This is a genomic window from Pseudomonas sp. UM16 (genome assembly GCF_050312595.1).
Classification (GTDB): Bacteria; Pseudomonadota; Gammaproteobacteria; order Pseudomonadales; family Pseudomonadaceae; genus Aquipseudomonas.
Genome location: NZ_JBNPJT010000017.1, coordinates 97,128 through 120,368, shown reverse-complemented (window position 1 = coordinate 120,368; position 23,241 = coordinate 97,128). Strand labels below are relative to the sequence as shown.

The following is a 23,241-nucleotide window of genomic DNA, read 5'->3' as shown; positions in this document are numbered from 1 at the left end:
GTGATTATTTGTCCTGCGGCGCCCACCAGGCTGGGAACATGCCTTGCACCCTCGGCTCGGCAAAGCGATCGTCGATCAGCATGACCATGCCCCTGTCATCAGTGCCGCGGATTACCCGGCCAGCTGCCTGGATGACCTTCTGCACACCTGGGTACAAGTAGGTGTAGTCGAAGCCGGCAGCGAACAACTGGGTCATGCGCTGCTTGATCTGTTCGTTCACCGGGTTGACCTGGGGAAGCCCGAGGGTCGCGACAAAAGCGCCAATCAAGCGCGTGCCAGGCAAGTCAACGCCTTCGGCAAAGGCGCCACCGAGCACTGCGAAGCCCACGCCGCAGCCCTGAGGTTCGAAACGTTGCAAAAAACCCTGGCGCTGCGCCTCATCCATGCCCGGCGCCTGACGCCACTGGACAATCTGCGGATGCGTTGTCGCCAACATCTGGGCCACCTGTTGCAGGTACTCGAAGCTGCTGAAAAACGCCAGGTAATTGCCAGGTTCTGCAGCATATTGCCCGGCAATCAGCGCTGCGATCGGCGCCACCGAAGCAGCACGGTGCTGATAACGGGTCGATATTTGACGGATCACCTGCACTCGCAACTGCTCGGCTTCGAAGGGCGAGGCCACGTCAAGCCAGGCGGTGTCGGCCGGCATCCCAAGCAAATCGGCGTAATAGTGTCGCGGGCTCAACGTTGCGGAAAACAACACGGTGCTGCGGGTTGCGGCGATCCGCGGCGCGATTTGCCTGGCGGGCACCACATTACGCAGGCACAGGGTCGACATGCTGCGCTTGCCCGGCCCTTCTCGCTTGGTGATATCGAAAAGAAAGTGGCCGTCGAACAATTCACTGACACGAAGAAACTGCAACGCATCGAAGTAGAACTGCAACAACGCCGGGTCAATGCCGGCGGGTTGCTGATTGAGCTGTTCCTGGATCAGGCCAACGCAGTGCAGTAACGTTTTGAGTAAGCCTTCGGGCAACGCGTCGACTACCTGATAGGACGCCAACTGCGACTGGTGCAGGGCATTCCATTGACGATTCAGGCGGTCCAGCGCACTGCCCATGCCCACCGGTTTGCTTCGACGCAACGCCTGCAACTGCCATTGATCGAGGCTGGCGCTGTACATTTGCCGGGCACGATCTACCAGGTTGTGCGCCTCGTCCACCAGCAACGCCAAGCGCCACTGATTGACCTGCGCGAGGCTATACAGCAACGCACTCTGGTCAAAGTAGTAGTTGTAGTCGGCCACCAGCACATCGACCCAGCGCGCCATCTCCTGCCCCAGGTAATAGGGGCAGACCTGATGTGCCAGGGCAACTTCACGCACGGCCGCTTTGTCGAGAATGGTCCGCGCCTGAGCGGCCTGGCGAGCTGCCGGCAGGCGGTCATAAAAGCCCTTGGCCAAGGGGCAGGCTTCGCCATGACAGGCGCTGCCCGGGTATTCGCATGCTTTGTCGCGAGCCACCAACTCCAGGCTACGCAACGCGAGTTCGGGGGCGCTGGCGTGTACCTGATGCAAGGCGTCCAAGGCTAAAGCACGGCCCGGCGTCTTGGCCGTCAGGAACAGGATCTTGTCCAACTGCTGCGGGACCATGGCCTTGAGCAACGGGAACAGCGTACCGAGGGTTTTGCCAATGCCCGTGGTGGCCTGGGCCATCAGGCAGCGTCCGGTACTGACTGCCTTGTAAACGGTTTCGGCCAGTTCCCGCTGGCCCCGGCGAAATTGCCCGTGGGGAAAACCCAGGCCCTGCAGCCCGGCGTCGCGCACTGCCACGCGTTGCAGTTGCTGCTGCGCCCAGTGCAGAAACAGCGTGCACTGGGTGTTGAAGAACTGTTCAAGCACTTGCGCACTGCAGTGTTGTTCAATCAGGGTCTGGGTATCGCTGTCGACATCCAGGTACACCAACGCCAGATTGATGTCGGACAACTGGCGCTGCTGACAGAGCAACCAAGCATAGACCTTGGCCTGGGCCCAGTGCAGCTGTCGATGATTGTCGGGCTGACGCGCCAGGTCGCCACGGTAGGTCTTGATTTCCTCCAGGCGGTTCAGCTGAGAGTCATAGCCATCTGCCCTGCCGCGCACGTGCAGGGCAGCAAACTGCCCCTCAAGGCTGATTTCAGCCTCATAACCCGCACCCCGCCGGGCCACTACCCGTTGATGACCGCTAATGCCTTCCTGAGCCGTGGGTGATGGGGTGAAGCGCAGGTCCAGGTCGCCCACCTTGGCGCTGAACTCGCACAATGCCCGCACCGCGACGCGATAACTCATGGTGCTTGAGTCACCCAGCTGACATGGCAGACTTCGACCGGCAGACCATGCTCGGTGCAGAAGTCGATCCAGCGCAGCTGGTTGTCCTGCAGGCGATCCCCCGGCCCTTTGACCTCGATCATCCGGTACCGCTGTTGCTCGGGCCAGAACTGGATCAGATCGGGCATGCCGGCGCGGTTGCCCTGGATATCGTTCAGCAAGCGTTCGAAACAGTACTTGAGGTGCAGCGCTGGCAGGCAGGCAAGGGCCTGTTCGAGCAACGCTTCGCTAAGCACCTGCCAATAAACAAACGGCGACTGCAGCCCCTGCTTAATGACAAAGTGGCGACGAATCGTCTGTTGATAGCGGCCATCGTCCAGTTGCCCCAGGCAATCGGCGAACAGCTCGCCACGTCGTGCCTGAAACTCACCATCGTGCAAATCCTGTGGCGCGCTCTGGAACGGGTGGAAGAAGGCCCCCGGCAACGGCGCGAAAATCGCTTCCCAGCACAGCAGGCCAAACAGGCTGTTGAACAAGGTGTTCTCCACGTAATGTACGTGGCCGCCCTGCTGTTCAAGGTGCAACTGCACCGCCTGCTCCACACCCAGGACTGCGTGTTCTGTCGGCAACTGCAGCTCGATCAGGCCGGTGAGTTTTTTCCCCCGCCGAGATTGTGCTGGTCCGCCCAGCTTACGCTGCAAGCGTGGCAGTATCCGCGCCAGGGCCTGGACTTCGATCGCATTGGCAGGCTGCTGGGCAACTTCGCTGGCCAATGCCTGGGCCTGGGCCCACTGTTCACTACGTTCAAACACCCGGATGCGGCGAATTCGCGCCTGCGGGTGCTGGCTGCGTGGGTAGATTTGCAAGGCCAGCTCCCAGTCCGCTAATCGCTCGCACTGCTGGCCAAGCTGGTACAGCAATCGTGAGCGGCGACGGAGCAGCCACGGGTTATCGCTGCCCAGAGACTCAACCTGCGCCAGCACCTGCGACACTGGCGCCCCCTGCTCCAGCAGCTCGGCACAGTGGTGCAGGGCCAGGGCCAGATCGACATCGCCACGTTGACGCAGGGCCCGCGAATCATCACTGAAGGCCACCTGTTCGTAGCGCAGTAAGCCCAGGTCCGCCAGGACGAACTCTGACCAGTCCTGATACAGGTTGCCGAAAAACAGTAAGCGCAGGCGATCACACAGGGCCTGCAGGTGCAACGTGATGATCGGTTCGGCAAAACCTGGCAGCCATTCCTGCAAGGCGCGTGGCGTCTGTTCAAGGGCCTGTAATTGAACCCACAGCTCAGCCTTGGGTGCTTTCGGGCGGGTCAACTGCGCGACAAAGCCACTGGCAATTTCTTCTTTGCGCAAAACCTGGAACAATTGCTCCAGGCTCATCGGGCTGTTGTCGCTGACCCAGCCCCGTTCAAGCAAGGGCTTGAGCGCTGCCAACGGTGAACCAATCTCGGCGTAGAGCAGTTTGCTTGGACGAAACAGCTCCCCCTTGCGCATGACCATGCGCACCAGCAACGCCTGAGAAGGACGCGGCAGCTTGCGGAACTCGCGGATGAAGACCTGTTCGTCGCTGTTGAGCAGATCGGCATAACGTAACGCGATCCAGTCGAGGACCTGCTGAAAATTACCCAGGTAATAGAAGGGATCGTCGACAGAGTAAGCAATCACGATGAGGCTACAGAAAGACATTCAAGATACTGGTTATACATACAGAACACTGGCTTATGCAAGTACCGCAGCGACCGTCGATCGGTAGAGCTACTTGCCGACCTTCTGCGCCCGCTGTAATTCTTCGCTGAGCACACTCAGCCCATTGTGCAGGTCGCCTTGGGCACCGGATGGCCAGCCCAAGTGCAGGTGCTGTTGATAGTCGCCCTGCAAACTGAACACCTCGCCTGGCTCGATCACCAATCCTTGGCTCAACAAGCGGTTGAACAAGGCGCGGGAGTCCAGCGGTACGCGCACTTGTGCCCAGATGGTTGCGCCACCTGCCGGCATCTGAAAATGCAATTGGCTGCCCAGTTGCAATTGCATTTGCCGGTACAAATGGCTAACGCGCTCGCGCAAGCGCAGCCGCGCTTGCGTCAGGTGCACGTCAATCCTTCCCTTGGCATACAACCGCGCCACCGCTTGCTGACGCAAAGGCGGCAAACGAAAGCCCCGAGCCAGAAACTGGCGCTGCAAGCGACTCTGACAATGGCGCGACAACAGATAAGCGTAAGGTGCTTCGGCCCCCACACTACGTTGCAGTGACGAAAACACCAGTAGACGCTGCGGATCAACCATTTCGCGCAAACACGCTTGCGGGTTGGCGGCGAAGTAATACTCGGCGTCCAGGTCGTTTTCCAGCAACCACACGCCATGCCGGGCCAGCAAATGGGCAATGGCCTGATGCTGAGTCGCAAGCACCAGGCTGCCGTGAGGGCTGTGTAAACGCGAGGCAAGCATGACCATCCGTACCGGCTCACGTTCGAGCAGGCTGGCAAAGCGCTCCAGATCCACCGCCCCATCACTGCCCAGCGGCAACTCGATGACCCGCAACCCGACACTCTGCAAGATCCCCAGCAAGCGCCAGGAACAGGGTGATGTCACCACAATCGTGCAGCCCTGCAGCTCCAATGCTGCCAGCAGGGTCTCGAACAGCGAACGCAAGTCCAGCGCCAGATAAACATCTTCAGCATTCCAATACAGCTGCACCGACCGGGTGTAGCGCGCCGCCAGCGCCGTGCGCAGCTCCAACTCGCCACAAGGGTGGATATGCCCGACAGGCCGTGGGTACTGACGCAACAACTGCCGCTCAATGCCGAGCAAGCTAGCTTCCATCGACGGCAACGAGTGTGCGCCGCTGAACACCAGCATCTGCGGACTGCTGGCGTGCTGCTGCAAATCTTGCAACAAATCTTCGCCGGCGAATGGCTGCACAGGTACAGTGCTGCCGCTGGCGAAATAGCCGGATTTGGGTACTGACTGTACGCGACCTTCGTGCTCAAGCAGTGAATAGGCATACTGGATGGTCGAGATCGATACATTCAGGCGCTGGGCAAGATCACGTAGCGAAGGCAGCTTGCTGTAGCTACCCGGGGCCATCTGGGCTATCAGCTCCAGCAGGTAGCGATACACAGCTTGATAGGCAAAGTCGCTGCTTTTTGTCTGACGTCTCATCAAAGGCTGCCAACCTGCTCGCCCCTATGCTGAGTGCTGTTTGCAATGCGGGTCGACAAATGACGCAGGTCGGCCCCCCTCCCCTGCAAACGGCTCAACAGGCAATCGGTGCGACGAGCGGGCAATGGCTCCCGACCATAAAGCGTTTGCAGGACCAGCAGTGGCAAGCCGCTGATGTCCACCAGCCACTGCACCACCGGTTCTGGCGCTGGTTGCCCGCGCAAGGCCTTGTGCAAGTAAGGGACGGCCACCAACATGCCGGGATGGCAGCGACGGAGAAATGTCTCCAGCTGCAGCCCCTGGCCAACAAAAGGGCGGAACAATTGGCAAATCAATTGCGCTTCGCTAAGGCCATAAGCGCGCAAGGCAAAGTCATTGGCCTGAGCTCGTCGCTGCTCCACCTCTCCAAACTGCCAGTCATTGAGGACACTCGCTTGTAGGGTTCTGGATAACCCTTTACGTTGCATCAAGTGCCGGATCTGTTGCAGATACAGATCAATACCATCTCGATAGTGCCGATCATCAACGAACTCCGCCCGCAGTCCCTGCAGGTGTGCCAACAACAAGGGATTGGCACCTCCTGAGCGTTCGCAGGGGAACGCCTGTTCGTCGAAACGATAGCCCAGGAAACGGCTCAGCCGCTCACCTTTGGTAGAGTCATAATCAAACACCAGGTCGTCGATGGTGATAAAGCGCAATGCTGGCCGGTAGTCTGCATCGGACTCCGGCAGTTGCACCGGCATCCGCTTCTGCCCCAGCAACAGACTCAAATAGCGGGCGTGCAGTTCGCTCATTCCTTCCAGCAAAGACGCTGCACAGCTGTGGATCGGACGCACCCCGAGCAAGTCGGCATTGCGCAATGAACGTCGCCCCCACGCCAGGTAGCGCTTGCGATCAGCCAATGCGTCGGCACTGATGATTGCATCCACCCCGCCCTTGCAGCACAGTGCTTGGCGCCCAAGCTCCGCCAGGTGCAAGTAACCATGACTGGCAAAATTCGCCCACAGCGGCTTATCACTCGACAGGTGTCCGCACAGCAGCCACTCCTGCCGCTCTGCCTGCTGTTGGTCATTGGACGGTAGCCGGCGGCTGTCATAAGCCAGCATCTGCCCGGCATCCAGCACAAGCAAATCGATGCGCGGGTCATCATGCATGAACAACCGCGAGAACGTGCTCTCTATGTTTGCCTGGGTGGTTGTGCTCATACCCGCCTGCCAGGCAGTGGCAATGCGCAGCAAGAAAGTACCTGAGGAGCGTGCGGCAATACTCAACTGCGCAGCGCGCAGGCACGCCAGCGCTTGCGCACTGGGCTGACTGGCATCGAACACAAACAACAGCCGCAGCCCCTTCATCTGCTCGACACCACCGGCCGCCACAATCAATCGCTGAATCAACAACTGTAGCGAGGCTTTTTGCGCCTGCGACAAATGTTCAAGCAATCGCTGCAATACTTGTTGATATATAAACTGCATGGCTTGATCGTGAATACTGCCCATAACGCCCACCTGAATTTCAGTTACGGCCGCCTGAAAAATATCGCCATCGCGAAATCATTCAATCAGCAGAAATAAGGACCTACCTCATATCCTAGGAAACTTCCTACAATTTCCTACAACAACTTACGGACAAACAAACTCAACCACCCCAACCCCACGGCACCCGCGTCGTGCATCAACTTGACCACAAGACCTTGCTTCATTGCCACTCACTCCTTGAGCTCACAAAATGACAGGTTATTATCGGGCGTTGACCGATGAATAAAAGATACAGAACGCGGCAAAAAATCCGTTCAGATTTAAATACTCCCCGCTGACCTTCAGCCCCTCTAGAGGCTATTTGCCGCCTAACTTGAAAATACTCTAAACATCTGCGTCGTGCCGGGATAATAGTTGTTTGAAACATCCGACAATCATTTAGGAAAACGTTTTCTTGGCGCAGGTGCCACTCACAAGGTAATGGCCGCCACCCACGGAAAAAAATCACGCCTCACCTATGCTTGTTTCGACCGTCCGGCAGTGGAGCCTCCATGAATTCCAGATCCTTGTGCACCGCGCTGCTACTTCTGCTGCTTGGCAACGGTGCCCACGCCGACGCCTGGCAATTGGCCAAAGATGAAGACGGTATTCAGGTGTATCTGGATGATTCCGCCCACTCGAGATACCAACGCTTTCGGGGCGTGGCGCTGATCAAGGCCAGCGTCAGCACCCTCAACGACCTACAGGAAAATCTGCGGGTGGCCTGCAAATGGCTGTATGGCTGCGCCTCAATGCACCTGGTAGAAATCGAAGGCGACAGCACCTGGGTCTACCTCACCACCGACCTACCCTGGCCAGCCAGTCCGCGTGACATGGTGATCAAGGTGCAAACCGAACGTACCGATGACGGCGGCCTGATTCGCCACCTCAGTGCCGACCCCGAGAAGCTGGAAACGATGCCTGGGCTGATTCGTGTCAGTCAGCTCAGCGGCCTGTGGAGCCTGGTACCCAAAGGAGAGCGCCTGACTGAAGTAACCTACCAACTGGAGGCCGAACCTGCCGGGGACATTCCCTCGTGGCTGGCCAACCAGTTCGTCATCGACGCACCGATGGTGTCACTGCGCACTCTGCGCGCAGTGGCCGAGCGCCAAGGGGGAACGCCCCGCCCAAGACACCCGACGAATAACTAGACCTCATGGGCCTCAAGCAAACTGGCCAGCACCGCGGCCAACTCCTTGACCATCGGGTCGGCCGTTGGCCGATGAACAATGACAATCTCATAACTGTCGATCATCGGCAGCCCATTGTGTTCGCCCAACACCGCATGGTCACGGGTCGCTGCGCGCGGCGGCAGCAAGCTGATGCCCATGCCATCGGCCACCGCCGCCTGAATGCCACTCAGGCTCGAACTGGTAAAGCTGATGCGCCAGCGCCGCCCCATGCCTTCGATGGCGTTGATCATGTCATCACGGTAAAGGCCCCGCGGAGGAAAGGTCACCAACGGGATCGGGTCCAGATCAATCGACGGGGTATTGGCGCTATCGATCCATTGCAGCTCTTCCGGCCAGCAGGCAACTCCTTCGCGACTGTTGCGCCGCTGCTTGAGCAACACCAGATCGAGTTCACCGTTGTCATAGCTCTGGCTCAGATCACGGCACAGCCCGCTGGTAACTTCCAGCTTGATCTGCTGGTACTTGCGATTGAACGCCGACAATGCATTGGTAGTGCGGCCGCCGACGAAGTCTTCCGGTACCCCCAAGCGCACCGTCACACCGACGGTAGCGCCCGCCAGGGCTTCGAGCATCTGGTCGTTGAGGGCCAGCATGTGCCGGGCGTAACCGAGCAGGGTCTGACCGGCATCGGTAGGCAACACATCGCGATTGCCGCGCACCAGGAGGCGATGACCAACCATGTCTTCCAGGCGCCGTACCTTCTGGCTCACGGTGGACTGGGTGGAGTGCAGGCGTGCCGCAGCAGTGGTAAAGCTGCCACAGTCAGCCACCACGACAATGGCCCGAAGCAGGTCGAGATCGAACAAGGACCTATTCGGTTTTACACTGATATCCATGTAAATATTTAACTTCTAAATGGGAAGCTCGATATTTACCATGCGCTCACTCACAGGACAACACACGGAGACAAGCGGATGCGCCGGGAACAGTTGAACGTCTTTCTCGCCTTCCTTTTGGCCATGATGACCTCGATCACCGCCAGCGCCGAAGGCGGCGTGCTGGAAAGCCAACTGCGCGAAGCTGCTGAACAGGGTAACGCCGAGCGCGTACATAGCTTGCTCGACCAAGGCGCCAAGCCCGAGGCCCGCGACAAGCTCGGCCGCACGCCGCTGCTGCTGGCCACTCAGCGCAACCAGGTGGCCGCTGCACGGGTACTGATCGAAGCCGGAGCAGACGTCAACGCCAAGGACAACATCGACGACAGCCCTTACCTGTATGCCGGCGCGCGTGGTTTCAACCAGATCCTGCGCCTGACGTTGGCCCACGGCGCCGATCTCAAGAGCACCAACCGCTATGGCGGTACCGCATTGATCCCGGCTGCCGAACGAGGGCATGTCGACAATGTGCGTACCCTGATTGACGCTGGGGTCGACGTGAACCACCTCAATCGTCTGCACTGGACCGCGTTGATGGAAGCCATCGTGCTCAGCGACGGCGGGCCGCGCCATGTCGAAATTGTCGAGTTGCTGGTGAAAGCCGGCGCGGATGTGAACATTGCCGACAAGGATGGGGTAACGCCGCTAGCCCATGCCCGAGAGCGAGGCTATACGGCGATGGTGAAGATACTGGAGACGGCAAGCCGTTAGGCCCCCACAAGGATCTCAAGCCTGGTCGAGGGTACTCGGTTGACGCTCCACTGCCACTGCTGGCTTCACTTGTTCATCGGCGTTGACCGAGCGCCGAAAGCCTTTGATCGACTCACCCAGGTCGCTGCCCAGCGTTTTGAGCCGCTTGCTGCCAAACACCAGGACCACCACAACCAACAGCACCACCCAGTGTTTCCAGTCGAACACGCCCATGATCACCCTCCTCGCTTACTTGATGTCTTCGAATGGCAGGCCGACGTAGTTCTCGGCGATGTTGACCAGCCCGGCGTGAGAGGTGAGAAAGTACTCACGGTCAGCCTGCTGCATCTTGTGGTCCCAGGCATCCTGGTGCTCGCCAAAGTCATGCAGCAGGTTGGTCATAAACCAGCTGAAGCGCTCGCCCTTCCACACCCGGCGCAAGGCAATTTCCGAGTACTTTTCGAGCAGATCGGTGCGCCCTTCACGGTAAACCTTGAGCAAAATCCGGTACAGATAGCAGACATCCGAAGCCGCGAGGTTCAGGCCTTTGGCGCCCGTAGGTGGCACGATGTGCGCAGCGTCACCAAGCAGGAACAGTTTGCCGTACTGCATCGGCTCAACCACGTAGCTGCGCAGCGGCGCGATACTTTTTTCCAGCGACGGCCCGGTAACCAGCCGCGCGCCGACCTCTTCAGGCAGGCGTGCCTTGAGTTCATTCCAGAAGCGCTCATCGGACCAGTCATCGACATGGTCAGTCAGCGGCACTTGCAGGTAATAACGGCTGCGGGTCAGCGAGCGCTGACTGCACAACACGAAGCCGCGATCATGGTGGGCGTAGATCAGTTCGTGGTTGACCGGTGGCGTATCAGACAACAGCCCCAACCAGCCGAAGGGGTAGACGCGCTCGTAATGTTTGAGCACTGACTCGGGAATGCTCTTGCGCGCCACACCATGAAAGCCGTCGCAGCCAGCGATGTAGTCGCAGTCGATGCGATGGGTTTGGCCGTCTTTGTGGTAGGTGATGTAGGGCTGCTGGCCTTTCATCTCGTGGGGTTGAACATTGTCGGCCGAATAAATGATCGGCGCTCCGCAGGCTTCGCGGGCTTGCATCAGGTCGCGGGTGACTTCGGTCTGACCGTACACCATGACCGTCTTGCCACCGGTCAGGGTTTTAAGGTCAACGCGGATGCGCTTGCCCCCCACCAGCAGCTCGACGCCATCGTGCACCAGGCCTTCAGCGTCCATACGTTCGGACACACCGGCTTCGCGCAGCAGGTCGACGGTGCCTTGCTCAAGCACACCGGCACGGATGCGGCCGAGGACATAATCGGGGGTCTGGCGTTCGACGATCACGGTGTCGATACCGGCGTTGTGCAGCAGCTGACCAAGTAACAGCCCGGAGGGACCGGCGCCAATAATGGCTACCTGAGTTTTCATTATTTTTGTCTCGTATCAGGGTTCCAGGCAGTTCAACGGCAGTACCCGGAAATATTGTTGTTGTGTACCCCTGCATTTTTGCTGACAAAAAGCGTAAAAAAAGGTGATATTCCTTCGGTAAATTGCACTTTTAAACATTTCGTTCGATTATCGAACACACTAGCTCCGTCAGGTTGCCCACAATGACAAGATCCAACCTCCCGCGCATTCCGGTGTTCAAACTGTACGGCGAGAATCAGGCCTGGCCGACGCCCGACCTGCTGCACTGCGAATCCATCCCCAAGCGCAGCAGCCTGCACCATTGGGAGATCAAGGCGCATCGGCACGCCGACCTGTTTCAGTTGCTGTATGTGCGCCGCGGCCGGGCGCTGATCGAGATTGAAGGCAAGCGCAGCGAAGTGCGTGAAGCGGCGATCCAGGTCATCCCGCCGATGACCGTGCACGGCTTTCAGTTCTCTGAAGACATCGATGGCTATGTACTGACGCTGGGCGCGCCGTTGGTGGCGCAACTGGAAGCGCAACTGCATGCGCCGCTAACAGTCCTGGCATCGGCGGGCTGCTATCGCCTGGGACGTGATCGGCGCGCTTTGCACACCTTAATCCGGGTGCTGCACCAAGAGTATGAAGGCAGCGCACCTGCGCGCGATCTGTTGCTGCATTCGCTGGTCACCAGCCTGATGGTCTGGATCAGTCGCCACAGCCAGCAGAAGCCGGCACCGGGCAACCGCGACGAGCGCAATCAGCAACTGCTCGGACGCTACATCAAACTGGTGGAGCAACACTACCGCGAACACCTGTCGGTGGAGCAATTCGCTCATCGCCTGGGGGTTTCCAGCGTGCACCTGAACATCCTCTGCCGCGAGCTTGCCGAGCAGACCGCACTACAAATCATTCACCAGCGCTTGCTGCTCGAAGCCAAGCGCAACCTGATCTACACCAACATGAGCATCAGCCAGCTGTCCGACAGCCTGGGTTTCAGCGACCCGACTTACTTCTCACGTTTTTTCCGCCGCCTGTGCGGGCAGACGCCTAATGCGTTTCGCCAGGCGGGGGTGAGCCCTGCAGGTGCAGCTAACTCGACTGGCTTCATGTAGCCGCAGCCTCACGGCAGCGGCTACAGCAAATTACGCACCTTGCTGAAAAGTCTTAACAGATTCCAGCGAAGCCTTCGGTAATCCAACTAGGCATTATAAATTAACGTATTGATAAACAAGGAAATAAATACAAAAACAAACCTGGCACGGTAGTTGAGAGGGACCGAGTGAGCGTCGCGACGCATCACTCATAACAATAAGGTTAACCCTCTCATGTTCAAACGCACCTCGCAGCACCTCACTGCCGGCCTGTTGGTGGCCGTCTCTGCCTTGCACGCCCACGCCACTGAAGGCGGCATCTCCTCCTGGCCCATGGGTATCGAACTCTACGGTATGGGCATACTCCCCCCGCCGGGCACCTACGGCCAGCTGTTCGCCGGCAACTATCTGGCCGACAGCCTGCGTGACAACAGCGGCGCCAAGGCCGCCGATATCGACCTGCGCGTCTCTACCCTAGCCCCGCGTTTTGTCTGGGTCACTGAGCAGAAAGTATTGGGGGGTGATCTGGGCTTTCATGCCCTGCTACCGCTCAACGACATGCGCCTGAATATCAAACGCGGCCCCCATGACCACAAGCGCGGCCTCGGCGATGCTCACCTGGGCCCGGTAATTGGCTTTCACCCCAACGACAAGCTGCACATTGCCACCGGTGTCGACTTCGTCCTGCCCACCGCCAGCGAGTATGACGAAGACGACCTGATCAATCTGGGCAACCACTACTACACCGTGCAGGCGGTGCTGGCGATGACCTACCTGGACCCCAACGGCCTGAATGCCGATATTCGCCTGATGCATGACTACAACTTCGAAAACCGCGCGACTAACTACCAGTCCGGCCGCGAGTTGCACGCCGACTACACCCTCGGCTGGGGCCTGGGTAACGGCTGGGTGGTGGGCGTTGGCGGGCATGCCTATCAGCAGATCAGTGACGACAAATGCAGTGCCAACGACTGCGCGGCGGCTGCCCTGGTAGACGCCAACGACGGAAACCGTGGACGCTCGCTTTCCATCGGCCCGGCAGTGCAATACAGCAGTAAACAAGGCTGGATGTTCAGCGCCAAATGGCAAGATGATTCGGGAGTGCGCAACCGCGCCGAGGGTCAGACCTACTGGTTCAAGTTCACCACGCCGCTCTGACCCTGCCCTTACGCTCAGCTACCTTTGAGCCGGTAGCTGACCTGGGCGCGGCTCATGCCAAGCATCTGCGCTGCGGCGGTGACATTGCCGCCGGAGCGTTCCAGCGCCAGTTGCACCAGACGCCGTTCGATTTCCTCCAGGGAGGTACCCAACACCCGCTGCTGGCCAGTGAAGAATGCCTGCAGGCTGGCAAGTTCCGGCGCGCCGTTGTCGGGCAACACTTGGGCGCTTTGGTCGGCTGCAGGCCCAGCCTGCGTCGGTGCCTTGCTCATTGCCAAACGGCCTTCGGTGGTCAGGCCAATGGCTGCTTCCATCAAGGGTGCACCGGCCTCGGCCAGGTGTACAACGTCCATCACCTCGCCATCGCTGGCAGCAATTACCCCGCGTTCCACCAGGTTCTGCAGCTCGCGAATATTGCCAGGGAAGCGGTAGGTCAGCAGAGCATTGACCAGACGCATGCTGAACCCTGCCAATTGCCGGCCGTGTCGCTGGCTGAAGCTGCGCAGGAAGTAGCTCATCAGCAGCGGAATGTCTTCGCGGCGTTCGCGCAACGGCGGCAAATGAATGGGGAACACGTTCAGACGATAGAACAGGTCTTCACGAAAGCGCCCGGCTTCGACCTCCCGGCGCAGGTCCAGATTGGTCGCGGCGATTACCCGCACATCCACCTGAATCGGTGCGCGACCGCCCACCCGCTCGATCTCGCCTTCCTGCAGGGCGCGCAGGATCTTGCTTTGCGCATGCAGGCTCAAGGTGCCGATTTCATCGAGAAACAACGTACCGCCATGCGCCCGCTCGAAGCGCCCGGGCCGTGAACGTTCAGCGCCGGTGTAGGCGCCGCGCTCGACCCCGAACAGTTCTGCTTCCACCAGGTTTTCCGGCAAGGTCGCACAGTTCAGCGCCACCATCGGTGTGTGCTGGCGGCTACTGGCTTGATGCAAGGTACGGGCGAACAGTTCTTTACCTACGCCAGACTCACCGGTGAGCAGTACCGTGGCCTGAGTCGGTGCTACCCGCTGCAGCAATTGGCTGGCGGCGACGAAGCTGGCTGAAATACCCACCAGTTGCTTGCCCTCCGGCAGTACCTCAAGCTCGGCAACCGGCGTTTCAATACCCGTGTGATAGGCGCTGCGGCTAAGAAAATCGCTGGGGTCGAGGTAGGCCAGGTCGATATCGATGTCGTCCCACTGCTCGGCCGGCTTGCCGATGATGCGGCAGGCGCCATGCCCCATGGCCCGACACTGATGCTCGCGAAACACCACCAGGCGCCCGAGCAAGGATGAGGCATAGCCACTGGCGTAGCCGATTTCCATCCAGCACGCCGGCTCGCCACCCAGGCCATAGGCGGCAATGTGCTCGTCGACTTCGAGGGAGTTGTGCCAGAGAAATTCGGAATAGAAATGACCGATGCTCGAATCGATTTCGAAGCGCACCACCTCGACATTGACCATGCCTTCGAGCATGTGTAGGCGCGGCCCGGCACTGTAGAGGCTTGCGTGATCGCCGTCAGGCCATTGCTCACTGACCTGGGCGGCATCGCGAGCACCTGCTTGCCAGCCAATGCGGGTGAGCAAGCCACGGGCCTTGTCCAGCCCCAGAGCCTCGATCAGCTCGCGGCGAATCGCGCCAAAGGCTGAGCCTTGCAGCAGCATCATGCGTTGGCCGCACAACCAGATACTACCGTCTTGCGGCGCGAAGGCCAGCGACTCGGCCAGTTGCTCGGCCGAGGGCAGGCCGCTGCTGCCAAATTGACTGGTGCGGTCGACGATCAGGCGCTTGTGGCGGCCCAGGAGCTGTTTGAAGAAAGCTTCATCTACGGGGCGGCCCGGTTTGCCAGGTGTTGTAGGAGTCATAGGCAATGAACGCAAGGCAGAGAGTAAGGCCATCAGTATGCCCCCCACCCCGGCAGGGTCAATCAGCAGTCAGCTGTGGTGCCAGGTCAACGTTCGATAATCGCCCGAAATTTGATCTTGGCCGATATTGACGAGCTTTCTGCAATTGACGACTTCTCTGCATAAATTTCCGCAGCTGGCGGCGATACTACCTGGGCGCACTGACTCACAGAATTATGTTATCTAGTTGTTTTATATGATTATTTATCAAAAATCAGTACATGGCACGATAGTTGTTTAGGGCTGTTCATCGCAATGTCACAACAAGAGAGAGAAGCCGATGACACCTTCCCGCCCTGCCTACCAGAACCTTCACCTGCAGCCTTTGGCTGGCCAGTGGCGCCCCGGCAGCGCCGGGCGCTCGCTGACGGTGAGCGACCCGTTCAATCAGCAGGCCTTGCTGGAAATTCCGCTGGCCAACCGTGACGACCTCGACGCCGCCTACCGCGCCGCCCGCCAGGTGCAACCGGACTGGGCCGCGCAAACACCGGCTGCACGCAGCCAGGTGATGCTCGAAGCGGTGCGTATTTTCGACGAGCGTCGCGACGAGATCATCGACTGGATCATTCGCGAATCGGGTAGCACACGAATCAAGGCCCACATTGAATGGGGCGCTGCCCGCGCCATTATCCTCGAATCGGCGAGCCTGCCCAGCCGTGTGCACGGACGCATCGTTGCCTCGAACATTCCTGGCAAAGAAAGCCGTGTTTACCGCAAGCCTCTGGGGGTGATCGGCGTGATCAGCCCGTGGAACTTCCCCCTGCACCTGACCGCCCGTTCGCTGGCTCCTGCCCTGGCGCTGGGTAACACCGTAGTGGTCAAACCGGCCAGCGACACCCCGGTCAGCGGCGGCTTGCTGCTGGCACGCATCTTCGAAGAAGCCGGCTTGCCCACTGGCGCACTCAGCGTGGTGGTCGGTGCCGGGGCCGAAATCGGCGATGCTTTCGTCGAGCATCCGATACCGGCGTTTATCTCGTTCACCGGTTCCACCCAGGTCGGCCGCAACATCGGCCGTATCGCCAGTGGCGGTGAACACCTCAAACATGTGGCCTTGGAATTGGGCGGCAACAGCCCGTTCGTGGTCCTTGCCGATGCCGATCTTGAGCAAGCAGTCAGCGCCGCTGTAGTGGGCAAATTCCTCCATCAGGGGCAGATCTGCATGGCGGTCAATCGCATCATTGTCGAACAACCGCTGCTCGAGGCCTTCAGCGAACGCTTCGTTGCGCGGGTCAAGGCCCTGCCCTTTGGCGACCCAAGCCTGCCCGCGACCGTCATCGGTCCCGTGATCAACGCTCGGCAACTGGCCGCTCTGCAGGACAAGATCGCCACTGCTTTGAAAGAAGGCGCGCAATTGCTGGTCGGTGGTCAGGCCCAAGGCAATGTGCTGCCGCCGCACGTGTTTGGCAATGTCACCGCTGACATGGATATCGCCCATGAAGAAATCTTCGGTCCGCTTGTCGGTATCCAGGCCGCACGCGATGCCGAACACGCCCTGGAACTGGCCAACCAAAGTGAGTACGGGCTGTCGAGCGCCGTGTTCACGGCCAGCCTTGAGCGCGGTGTACAGTTCGCCCAGCGCATTCACGCCGGCATGACCCATATCAATGACATCCCGGTCAACGACGAGCCCAACGCCCCGTTCGGCGGTGAGAAAAATTCAGGCCTGGGTCGCTTCAACGGCGACTGGGCCATAGAAGAATTCACCACTGACCACTGGATCACCGTGCAGCACCGCCCGCGCGCCTACCCGTTCTGATTGCTGTGCCCATACCCATAACAATAAGGAGTCCGCAATGTCCCTAGTGCCTAACCATCAGGCTGTGCGACGGACCGTCAATGCCTGTCTCGCCTTGCCCTTGATCCTGCTTGCCGGCACTGCCGCCGCCGATGGCGACGGTGTGTTCAAAAGTGGTGAAAACGTTTATGCCAAAGTCTGCGGCCACTGCCATGAGGGCCAGGTTGGCCCAATGCTCAAGGGTCGCCAACTGCCACCGGCCTACATCAGTGCCGTGGTGCGCAACGGCTTTCGCGCCATGCCGGCCTTTCCCGCCTCGTTCATCGACGACAACGCCCTGCAGCAGGTCGGCGAGTACGTGTCCAAGGCCCCTGCCCCAGCGGCCAAACCATGAGGGCGCGCGCATGATCACCGTTGAACGTCGTTCGCTACTCAAGGGCATGGCCCTGGGTGGCCTGGCCGGTGTGGCCATCAGCAGTTCAGGCCTGAGCCTGGCTAACACGGTACTGGGCCGTAGCGCACAGGGCCTGGCTCCGACCCTTGCCGTGGTCAGCGCCGACGTCGCAGGCTCGGCGTTTGTCCATGGCCTGCAGGCAAGTCCATTCAATCCTCGCGTGCAGGTGATGCCCGCAAACCTTGAGCTGGAGGTACTGCTCGGGCTGCAGCAGCGCCTTGCCGGTGGCCAGCACCAGCGTCTGATCGGCTTGCTGGACGATGCCAGCGCCGCATTGATCGTCGATCTGGCGCGCAGCGCCGGTGCCCGCGTGCAGTGGCTGGGCCAACACAGCGCCAACCCGGGTCGCTGCGCACATCGCCTGCTCAGCGCCCAGGCCGCTCACGGTTGCGCCCTGCAATTGAGCCAGCAATTACACGCCTGCGGTCAGGATTTCAGCCTGCACGAGCAGCGCTTGCATAGCCGGGCCCCGACCTTACAACTGACAACCGCCAGCCGCGCGCCAGGCGACGACCAATGGGCGGCCACACTCGGTTATGCCCTGGCCGTACTCGGCAGCTCCGACACCGGTCGGGCGCCGCTGATTGCCCGCCGTCCCGCGGCACTGACCGGCACCTACGTGTCGTTCTTGATCGAAGTCTGAGGATTCCCTAATGAGCCAAGCAACAGCCAGTACCCTGCTACCTCGCGGCGTCGATGCTGCACATTTCGAGCAAGCCATCAGCCAGTTCCGTGCCCTGTTGGGCGAGGACAATGTCCTGGTCAAGGACGAGCAACTGATCCCCTACAACAAGATCATGATGGCCGTGGACAACGCCGAGCACGCGCCCGCCGCTGCCGTCACCGCCACCACGGTCGAACAGGTGCAAGGGGTGGTAAAGATCTGCAACCAGTTCAAGATTCCAGTGTGGACCATCTCCACTGGTCGCAACTTCGGTTACGGTTCGGCAGCTCCCGGCCAGCGCGGCCAGGTGATTCTCGACCTGAAAAAGATGAACAAGATCCTCCATGTCGACCCCGAGCTGTGCACCGCGCTGGTCGAACCGGGGGTGACCTACCAGCAGCTCTACGACTACATCCAGGAGCACAAACTGCCGCTGATGCTGTCGTTCTCCGCGCCTTCGGCAATTGCCGGCCCGTTAGGCAACACCATGGACCGCGGCGTCGGCTACACCCCTTATGGCGAACACTTCCTCATGCAGTGCGGCATGGAGGTGGTGCTGGCCAACGGCGACGTCTACCGCACCGGCATGGGCGGGGTCAAAGGCGACAACGCCTGGCAGGTATTCAAATGGGGCTACGGCCCGACCCTGGACGGCATGTTCACCCAGGCCAACTATGGCATCTGCACCAAGATGGGTTTCTGGCTGATGCCCAAGCCACCGGTGTTCAAGCCGTTCGAAATCAAGTTCGATAACGAATCGGACATTGCCGAGATCGTCGAATTCATCCGTCCGCTGCGCATTGCACAAGTCATCCCCAACTCGGTGGTGATCGCTGGCGTATTGTGGGAAGCCTCGACCTGCAATACGCGCCGCAGCGACTACACCAGTGAGCCCGGTGCCACCCCCGACGCCATCCTCAAGCAGATCCAGAAGGACAAGAGCCTCGGCGCCTGGAACGTCTATGCCGCCCTTTACGGCACCGAGGAACAGGTGGCAGTGAACTGGAAGATCGTCACCGGCGCGCTCAAACAGCTGGGCAAAGGCCGCATCGTCACTGAGGAAGAAGCGGGCGATACCCAGCCTTTCAAGTACCGCGCGCAGTTGATGTCCGGTGTGCCCAACTTGCAAGAGTTCGGCCTGTACAACTGGCGTGGCGGCGGTGGTTCGATGTGGTTCGCCCCTGTCAGCCAGGCACGTGGCAGCGAATGCGACAAACAACAGGCCCTGGCCAAGAAGATTCTCAACAAGCACGGTTTGGACTACGTGGGTGAGTTCATCGTCGGCTGGCGCGACATGCACCATGTGATCGACGTGTTGTATGACCGTACCAACCCCGAGGAAACCCTGCGCGCCAATGCCTGTTTCGCCGAGCTGTTGGATGAGTTCGAGAAGCAAGGTTATGCCGTGTACCGGGTCAACACCGCCTTCCAGGAGCGCGTGGCGCAAAGCTACGGCCCGGTCAAACGCAAGCTCGAGCACGCGATCAAGCGTGCCCTGGACCCGAACAACATCCTCGCTCCAGGCAAGTCCGGTATCGACCTGGCCAACCCCTTCTGATCCCCTCACTACCCGCCAGGCCAGGCCTGGCGGATCGCTTTGACGGCATGAGACGGCACAGTCAAACAGCAGAGCGCAAGGCCTTGCGATAATCCCCTGGCGCCTGGCCGGTCCACTTCCTGAAGGCCTTGCGAAAGTTCGCCGCTTCGGAAAAACCGACCTGCGCGGCCAGATCATCCATGGGCATGTCGCTCTGTTGCAGAAATTCGATGGCCAGGGCGCAGCGCACTTCGTCGAGCACGCTTTGGTAGGTGCGCTGATATTCGGCCAGGCGTCGGTGCAGTGTGCGCGTCGACATCCCCAGTGTCGCCGCCACCGCATCAATGCCCGGGAAGCGCCCGTTGCGGCTCAGGCAGGCCAGGCGCACCGACTCAATCAGGTCGGACTCGTCGGGCAGACTGGCAACCAGTTGCTGGCAAAAACTGGTCGACATCGCCGAGGTAAGCGCGTTGGCATTCGGACACGGCTGTTGCAGCACTGAAGCGTCAAAGCGCCACTCCATCACCGGGCAGTTGAACTCCACCGGGCAGCGGAAGGCCTCTTCGTAATGTTGCCAATACGCCGGTGCAGGGTAAGGCAACAACATCCGTACCGATGGAAACGGCTTTTCCAGCACGCACTGGATCAGCGTTTGAATCGAGGCAAACCAGAACTCTGTGGCCAGCGGCATCAGTTCTCCCAAGGCAAAGAAACCTTGGGCGACAAACACCCCTTCGTCCCCCTCCAGACGAAACGACTTTTCAAACACCGGCCCCAACAGGCGAATGTGTTTGATGCCGAAATCGACCGCCTGAGCGAAGTTTTCGCTGCTCAGCATTGCATAGCCGAAGATCCCGAAATCACTGATACGTTGCCGCCCACCGGCCCGTAGGCCGCTTTCGGCGTGCTGCATCAGGCGTTGCATGTTGGCGAAGATCGCCACCTTCTGCCGGTGCGAGATCCGCGTGTTGGGGTCGTGCATTTGCGCCTGCGACAACTCGGTACCGTCCAGCAAGCCCTGGGCATCGACACCTTGCGCCTGTAGCTCGGCCACCAGCGCCGGTAGGCCGAGCATGTTGTGCTGGGGTACATCTTGGGAGGTGCCATAGGCGCCAACGATCAGTTGAGTCATTCGCGGCTCTCCATTCTCCGTTGGCAGAAATTAACCCCCACGCTGGCGTATTACAACCTCCCGCCGCGCAACGCAGCGTTGCAGCATCAGCACCGCAACACCACTCGACAAGAACAATAAAATCTGAGGCTTCCATGAGACGAATGCTTGCGCCCACGCTTGCCGCGTGCCTGCCGTTGCTCTCCCTGCCAGCACTGGCCGGTGATGAACCCCGCAATATAGTGCGCATCGGCTATGCCGATATCCAGTTCAACACCGACGCTGGTGACATGACCGGCATGCCCGGCACCACCCCGGCCAACGTTCAGGCCACGGTGCGTGACACCGGCACTCTGGCATTGATCTACGAGCGCCAGCTCAGTGGGCCGTGGTCCTTGGTGGTGCAGACCGGCGCGCCGCCGGTGATCGACTTCGACGGCGCCGGCTCTGCTGCGCCGTTGGGCAAGGTCGGTAGCGCCCGGGCCTGGTTCCCCGCGGTACTGCTGGCCTACAACTTTAACGTTTTTGGCGTTGAGCCCTATGTCGCCCTCGGGGTCAATTACACCTGGTTCAGCGAAGAGAAGATGACCGCCGCCTACAACACAGCCTTTGGCGGCACTTCCAGCACCTCGAAGCTGGATGACTCATGGGGGGCCGTGGCCAAGGTCGGCGTCGAAATCCCCCTGACCAACAATTGGAGTGCCGGGTTCTCCTACGCCCGCTACTGGATCGACACCACCGCCACGATCAAGACCCAAACCCCGGGCCTCGGCCAGGTCAAGCGCAAGATCGACGTCGAGGCTGATCCGGACGTCTATTCGCTAACCGTCGGCTACCGCTTCTGACGCCTCTTGCGCACGCGCATTTCACGGAGCACTTAACGTGACCACTGAATATAACAACACATTCGACTACATCGTGGTCGGCGGCGGCTCGGCAGGCTGTGTCATCGCCAGCCGCCTGAGCCAGGATCCGAGCATCAGCGTCTGTTTGATCGAAGCCGGCGGCGCCGACCGCAGCGTGTTGATCCATGCCCCAGTGGGTATGGTCGCCATGCTGCCGACGCGGATCAATAACTGGGCGTTTCAGACCGTGGCACAACCAGGCCTCAATGGCCGCCGCGGCTACCAGCCACGGGGCAAGACCCTGGGTGGTTCAAGCTCGATCAACGCCATGCTGTATGTGCGCGGTCATCGCCAGGATTACGATCACTGGGCGGCGTTGGGCAACCAGGGCTGGTCCTATGCCGACGTCCTGCCCTACTTCATCAAGTCCGAACAGAACCACAACCTGAACGATGACTACCATGGCCAACACGGGCCGCTGAGTGTCACCGAAGTGACCTGCCCCAGCGTCTTGAACGCCGCGTTTTTGCAAGCAGCCAAGCTCAACGGCATCGGCCCCACAACGGACTATAACGGCGTCGAGCAGGAAGGCGCGTTCATGTACCAGGTCACCCAGCGTAACGGCGAGCGCTGCAGCGCAGCCAAGGCTTTTCTCACGCCGAACCTGGACCGCCACAACCTCAAGGTGCTGACCGGCGCCACCGTCGAGCGGGTGCTGGTCGAGTCGGCTCGCGCGGTCGGCGTGCAATTGCGCCATGACGGCCAGCAGCTCGTACTCAAGGTGCGCCATGAGGTGGTGCTCAGCGCTGGCAGCTTCGGCTCGCCGCAGGTGCTCATGCTGTCGGGCATCGGCCCGCTTCAGGAGCTGCAAAAGCACGGTATCCCGGTCACCCACGAACTGCCCGGTGTCGGCGAAAACCTGCAGGACCATATCGATTACGTGTTCACTTATCGCAGCCGCAACAAAACCGATACCTTCGGTTTTTCGCCGACCTTCAGCTGGAAGATGCTCAAGGCCATGGCACAGTGGAAACGTGAGCGCAAAGGCCTGGTGACTTCACCCTTCGCCGAGTCAGGGGCGTTTTTCAAGAGTCAGCCCGACCTGCCCGCGCCCGACCTGCAACTGATTTTTGTCCCCGCCATCGTTGACGATCACGCACGTAAAATGCGCCCAGGCCACGGCTTCAGCTGTCACCTGACCCTGCTGCGACCCAAGAGCCGCGGTACGCTCAAACTGGCCAGCAACGACCCCACTGCAGCGCCGTTGATTGACCCGTGTTTCTTCAGCGAGCCACACGACCTGCAAGTGCTCATGCGCGGTGCCGATATCCAGCGCGCCATCCTCGATGCGTTGCCTTTGGCGCCGTTTCGCGGCAAGGCCCTGTACCCGCTGGCGCAGCAGGACCGCCAGGCCGTGGAGCAGGATATCCGCAATCGGGCCGACACCCAGTACCACCCGGTAGGTACGTGCAAGATGGGCAGCGATCCGCTGGCGGTAGTCGATGACCAGTTGCGCGTGCATGGGATCGCCGGCCTGCGGGTCGCCGACGCCTCGATCATGCCGACCCTGATCGGCGGCAACACCAACGCGCCAAGCATCATGATCGGTGAGAAAGCCGCCGACATGCTGCTGCGCAGCCGCCAGGAGGGTTAG

General features: G+C 60.2%; 19 protein-coding genes. 10 read left to right on the top strand and 9 right to left on the bottom strand.

Annotated elements, in window-relative coordinates; genetic code table 11:
* Nucleotides 1-4: 4 nt before the first annotated feature.
* The 4 genes from ACQRAX_RS20190 to ACQRAX_RS20175 form a co-directional block, all read right to left on the bottom strand.
* Entirely contained in the window at nt 5-2,266 is a 2,262-nt protein-coding gene (locus ACQRAX_RS20190) for an ATP-dependent DNA helicase (RefSeq protein ID WP_412040966.1), read from the bottom strand.
* Nucleotides 2,263-3,915, bottom strand: a complete 1,653-nt coding sequence (locus tag ACQRAX_RS20185) for a VRR-NUC domain-containing protein (protein WP_412040967.1) — start codon at nt 3,913-3,915, stop codon at nt 2,263-2,265. The genes ACQRAX_RS20190 and ACQRAX_RS20185 overlap by 4 nt, the downstream gene beginning before the upstream one ends.
* Nucleotides 3,916-4,005: 90 nt before the next feature.
* The gene (locus ACQRAX_RS20180) at nt 4,006-5,409 is read right to left on the bottom strand and encodes a PLP-dependent aminotransferase family protein (RefSeq protein ID WP_412040968.1); all 1,404 of its coding nucleotides are present in this window, start codon (nt 5,407-5,409) and stop codon (nt 4,006-4,008) included.
* The gene (locus ACQRAX_RS20175) at nt 5,409-6,881 is read right to left on the bottom strand and encodes a hypothetical protein (protein WP_412040969.1); all 1,473 of its coding nucleotides are present in this window, start codon (nt 6,879-6,881) and stop codon (nt 5,409-5,411) included. The genes ACQRAX_RS20180 and ACQRAX_RS20175 overlap by 1 nt, the downstream gene beginning before the upstream one ends.
* A 554-nt stretch (nt 6,882-7,435) precedes the next feature.
* Here ACQRAX_RS20175 and ACQRAX_RS20170 point away from each other — a divergent pair.
* The gene (locus ACQRAX_RS20170; protein ID WP_412040970.1) at nt 7,436-8,074 is read left to right on the top strand and encodes an START domain-containing protein; all 639 of its coding nucleotides are present in this window, start codon (nt 7,436-7,438) and stop codon (nt 8,072-8,074) included.
* Here the strand turns inward: ACQRAX_RS20170 and ACQRAX_RS20165 are convergent.
* The gene (locus ACQRAX_RS20165) at nt 8,071-8,952 is read right to left on the bottom strand and encodes a LysR substrate-binding domain-containing protein (RefSeq protein ID WP_412040971.1); all 882 of its coding nucleotides are present in this window, start codon (nt 8,950-8,952) and stop codon (nt 8,071-8,073) included. The genes ACQRAX_RS20170 and ACQRAX_RS20165 overlap by 4 nt on opposite strands.
* Before the next feature lie 78 nt (nt 8,953-9,030).
* Between ACQRAX_RS20165 and ACQRAX_RS20160 the strand changes: the two genes are divergently transcribed.
* On the top strand, nt 9,031-9,702 hold the full coding sequence (locus tag ACQRAX_RS20160) for an ankyrin repeat domain-containing protein (protein WP_412040972.1): 672 nt from the start codon (nt 9,031-9,033) through the stop codon (nt 9,700-9,702).
* A 15-nt stretch (nt 9,703-9,717) separates the two neighbouring features.
* Here the strand turns inward: ACQRAX_RS20160 and tatA are convergent, their stop codons facing one another.
* Both tatA and pobA read right to left on the bottom strand, forming a co-directional pair.
* The gene (gene tatA / locus ACQRAX_RS20155; RefSeq protein WP_412040973.1) at nt 9,718-9,915 is read right to left on the bottom strand and encodes a twin-arginine translocase TatA/TatE family subunit; all 198 of its coding nucleotides are present in this window, start codon (nt 9,913-9,915) and stop codon (nt 9,718-9,720) included.
* 15 nt (nt 9,916-9,930) lie between these two features.
* Entirely contained in the window at nt 9,931-11,118 is a 1,188-nt protein-coding gene (gene pobA, locus ACQRAX_RS20150; RefSeq protein WP_412040974.1) for a 4-hydroxybenzoate 3-monooxygenase, read from the bottom strand.
* 182 nt (nt 11,119-11,300) lie between these two features.
* On the opposite strand from pobA, the gene ACQRAX_RS20145 reads away from it, so the two are divergent.
* Both ACQRAX_RS20145 and ACQRAX_RS20140 read left to right on the top strand, forming a co-directional pair.
* Nucleotides 11,301-12,212: a helix-turn-helix domain-containing protein gene (locus tag ACQRAX_RS20145; protein WP_412040975.1), complete on the top strand. Its 912-nt coding sequence runs from the start codon at nt 11,301-11,303 to the stop codon at nt 12,210-12,212.
* Between the two features lie 213 nt (nt 12,213-12,425).
* Nucleotides 12,426-13,349: a SphA family protein gene (locus ACQRAX_RS20140; RefSeq protein WP_412040976.1), complete on the top strand. Its 924-nt coding sequence runs from the start codon at nt 12,426-12,428 to the stop codon at nt 13,347-13,349.
* A gap of 14 nt (nt 13,350-13,363) precedes the next feature.
* Here ACQRAX_RS20140 and ACQRAX_RS20135 read toward each other — a convergent pair whose 3' ends face one another.
* A complete protein-coding gene (locus tag ACQRAX_RS20135) occupies nt 13,364-15,202 on the bottom strand; it encodes a sigma 54-interacting transcriptional regulator (RefSeq protein WP_412041061.1) in 1,839 nt (612 codons plus the stop codon).
* A 319-nt stretch (nt 15,203-15,521) separates the two neighbouring features.
* Between ACQRAX_RS20135 and pchA the strand changes: the two genes are divergently transcribed.
* Genes pchA through ACQRAX_RS20115 form a run of 4 tightly spaced genes read left to right on the top strand, consistent with a single transcriptional unit; the run spans nt 15,522 to nt 19,652 of the window.
* The gene (gene pchA, locus ACQRAX_RS20130; protein ID WP_412040977.1) at nt 15,522-16,997 is read left to right on the top strand and encodes a 4-hydroxybenzaldehyde dehydrogenase; all 1,476 of its coding nucleotides are present in this window, start codon (nt 15,522-15,524) and stop codon (nt 16,995-16,997) included.
* Nucleotides 16,998-17,034: 37 nt separating this feature from the next.
* The gene (locus ACQRAX_RS20125; RefSeq protein WP_412040978.1) at nt 17,035-17,370 is read left to right on the top strand and encodes a c-type cytochrome; all 336 of its coding nucleotides are present in this window, start codon (nt 17,035-17,037) and stop codon (nt 17,368-17,370) included.
* Nucleotides 17,371-17,380: 10 nt separating this feature from the next.
* Nucleotides 17,381-18,073, top strand: coding sequence for a hypothetical protein (locus ACQRAX_RS20120; protein ID WP_412040979.1), 693 nt, complete (start codon nt 17,381-17,383; stop codon nt 18,071-18,073).
* Nucleotides 18,074-18,083: 10 nt separating this feature from the next.
* Nucleotides 18,084-19,652 carry an FAD-binding oxidoreductase gene (locus ACQRAX_RS20115; protein WP_412040980.1) on the top strand — a complete coding sequence of 523 codons (1,569 nt, stop codon included), beginning with the start codon at nt 18,084-18,086 and terminating at the stop codon, nt 19,650-19,652.
* A 61-nt stretch (nt 19,653-19,713) separates the two neighbouring features.
* Here ACQRAX_RS20115 and ACQRAX_RS20110 read toward each other — a convergent pair whose 3' ends face one another.
* Nucleotides 19,714-20,763, bottom strand: coding sequence for an AraC family transcriptional regulator (locus tag ACQRAX_RS20110; protein ID WP_412040981.1), 1,050 nt, complete (start codon nt 20,761-20,763; stop codon nt 19,714-19,716).
* A 134-nt stretch (nt 20,764-20,897) separates the two neighbouring features.
* Between ACQRAX_RS20110 and ACQRAX_RS20105 the strand changes: the two genes are divergently transcribed.
* Nucleotides 20,898-21,587, top strand: coding sequence for an OmpW/AlkL family protein (locus ACQRAX_RS20105; protein WP_412040982.1), 690 nt, complete (start codon nt 20,898-20,900; stop codon nt 21,585-21,587).
* A gap of 37 nt (nt 21,588-21,624) precedes the next feature.
* A complete protein-coding gene (locus ACQRAX_RS20100; RefSeq protein WP_412040983.1) occupies nt 21,625-23,241 on the top strand; it encodes a GMC family oxidoreductase in 1,617 nt (538 codons plus the stop codon).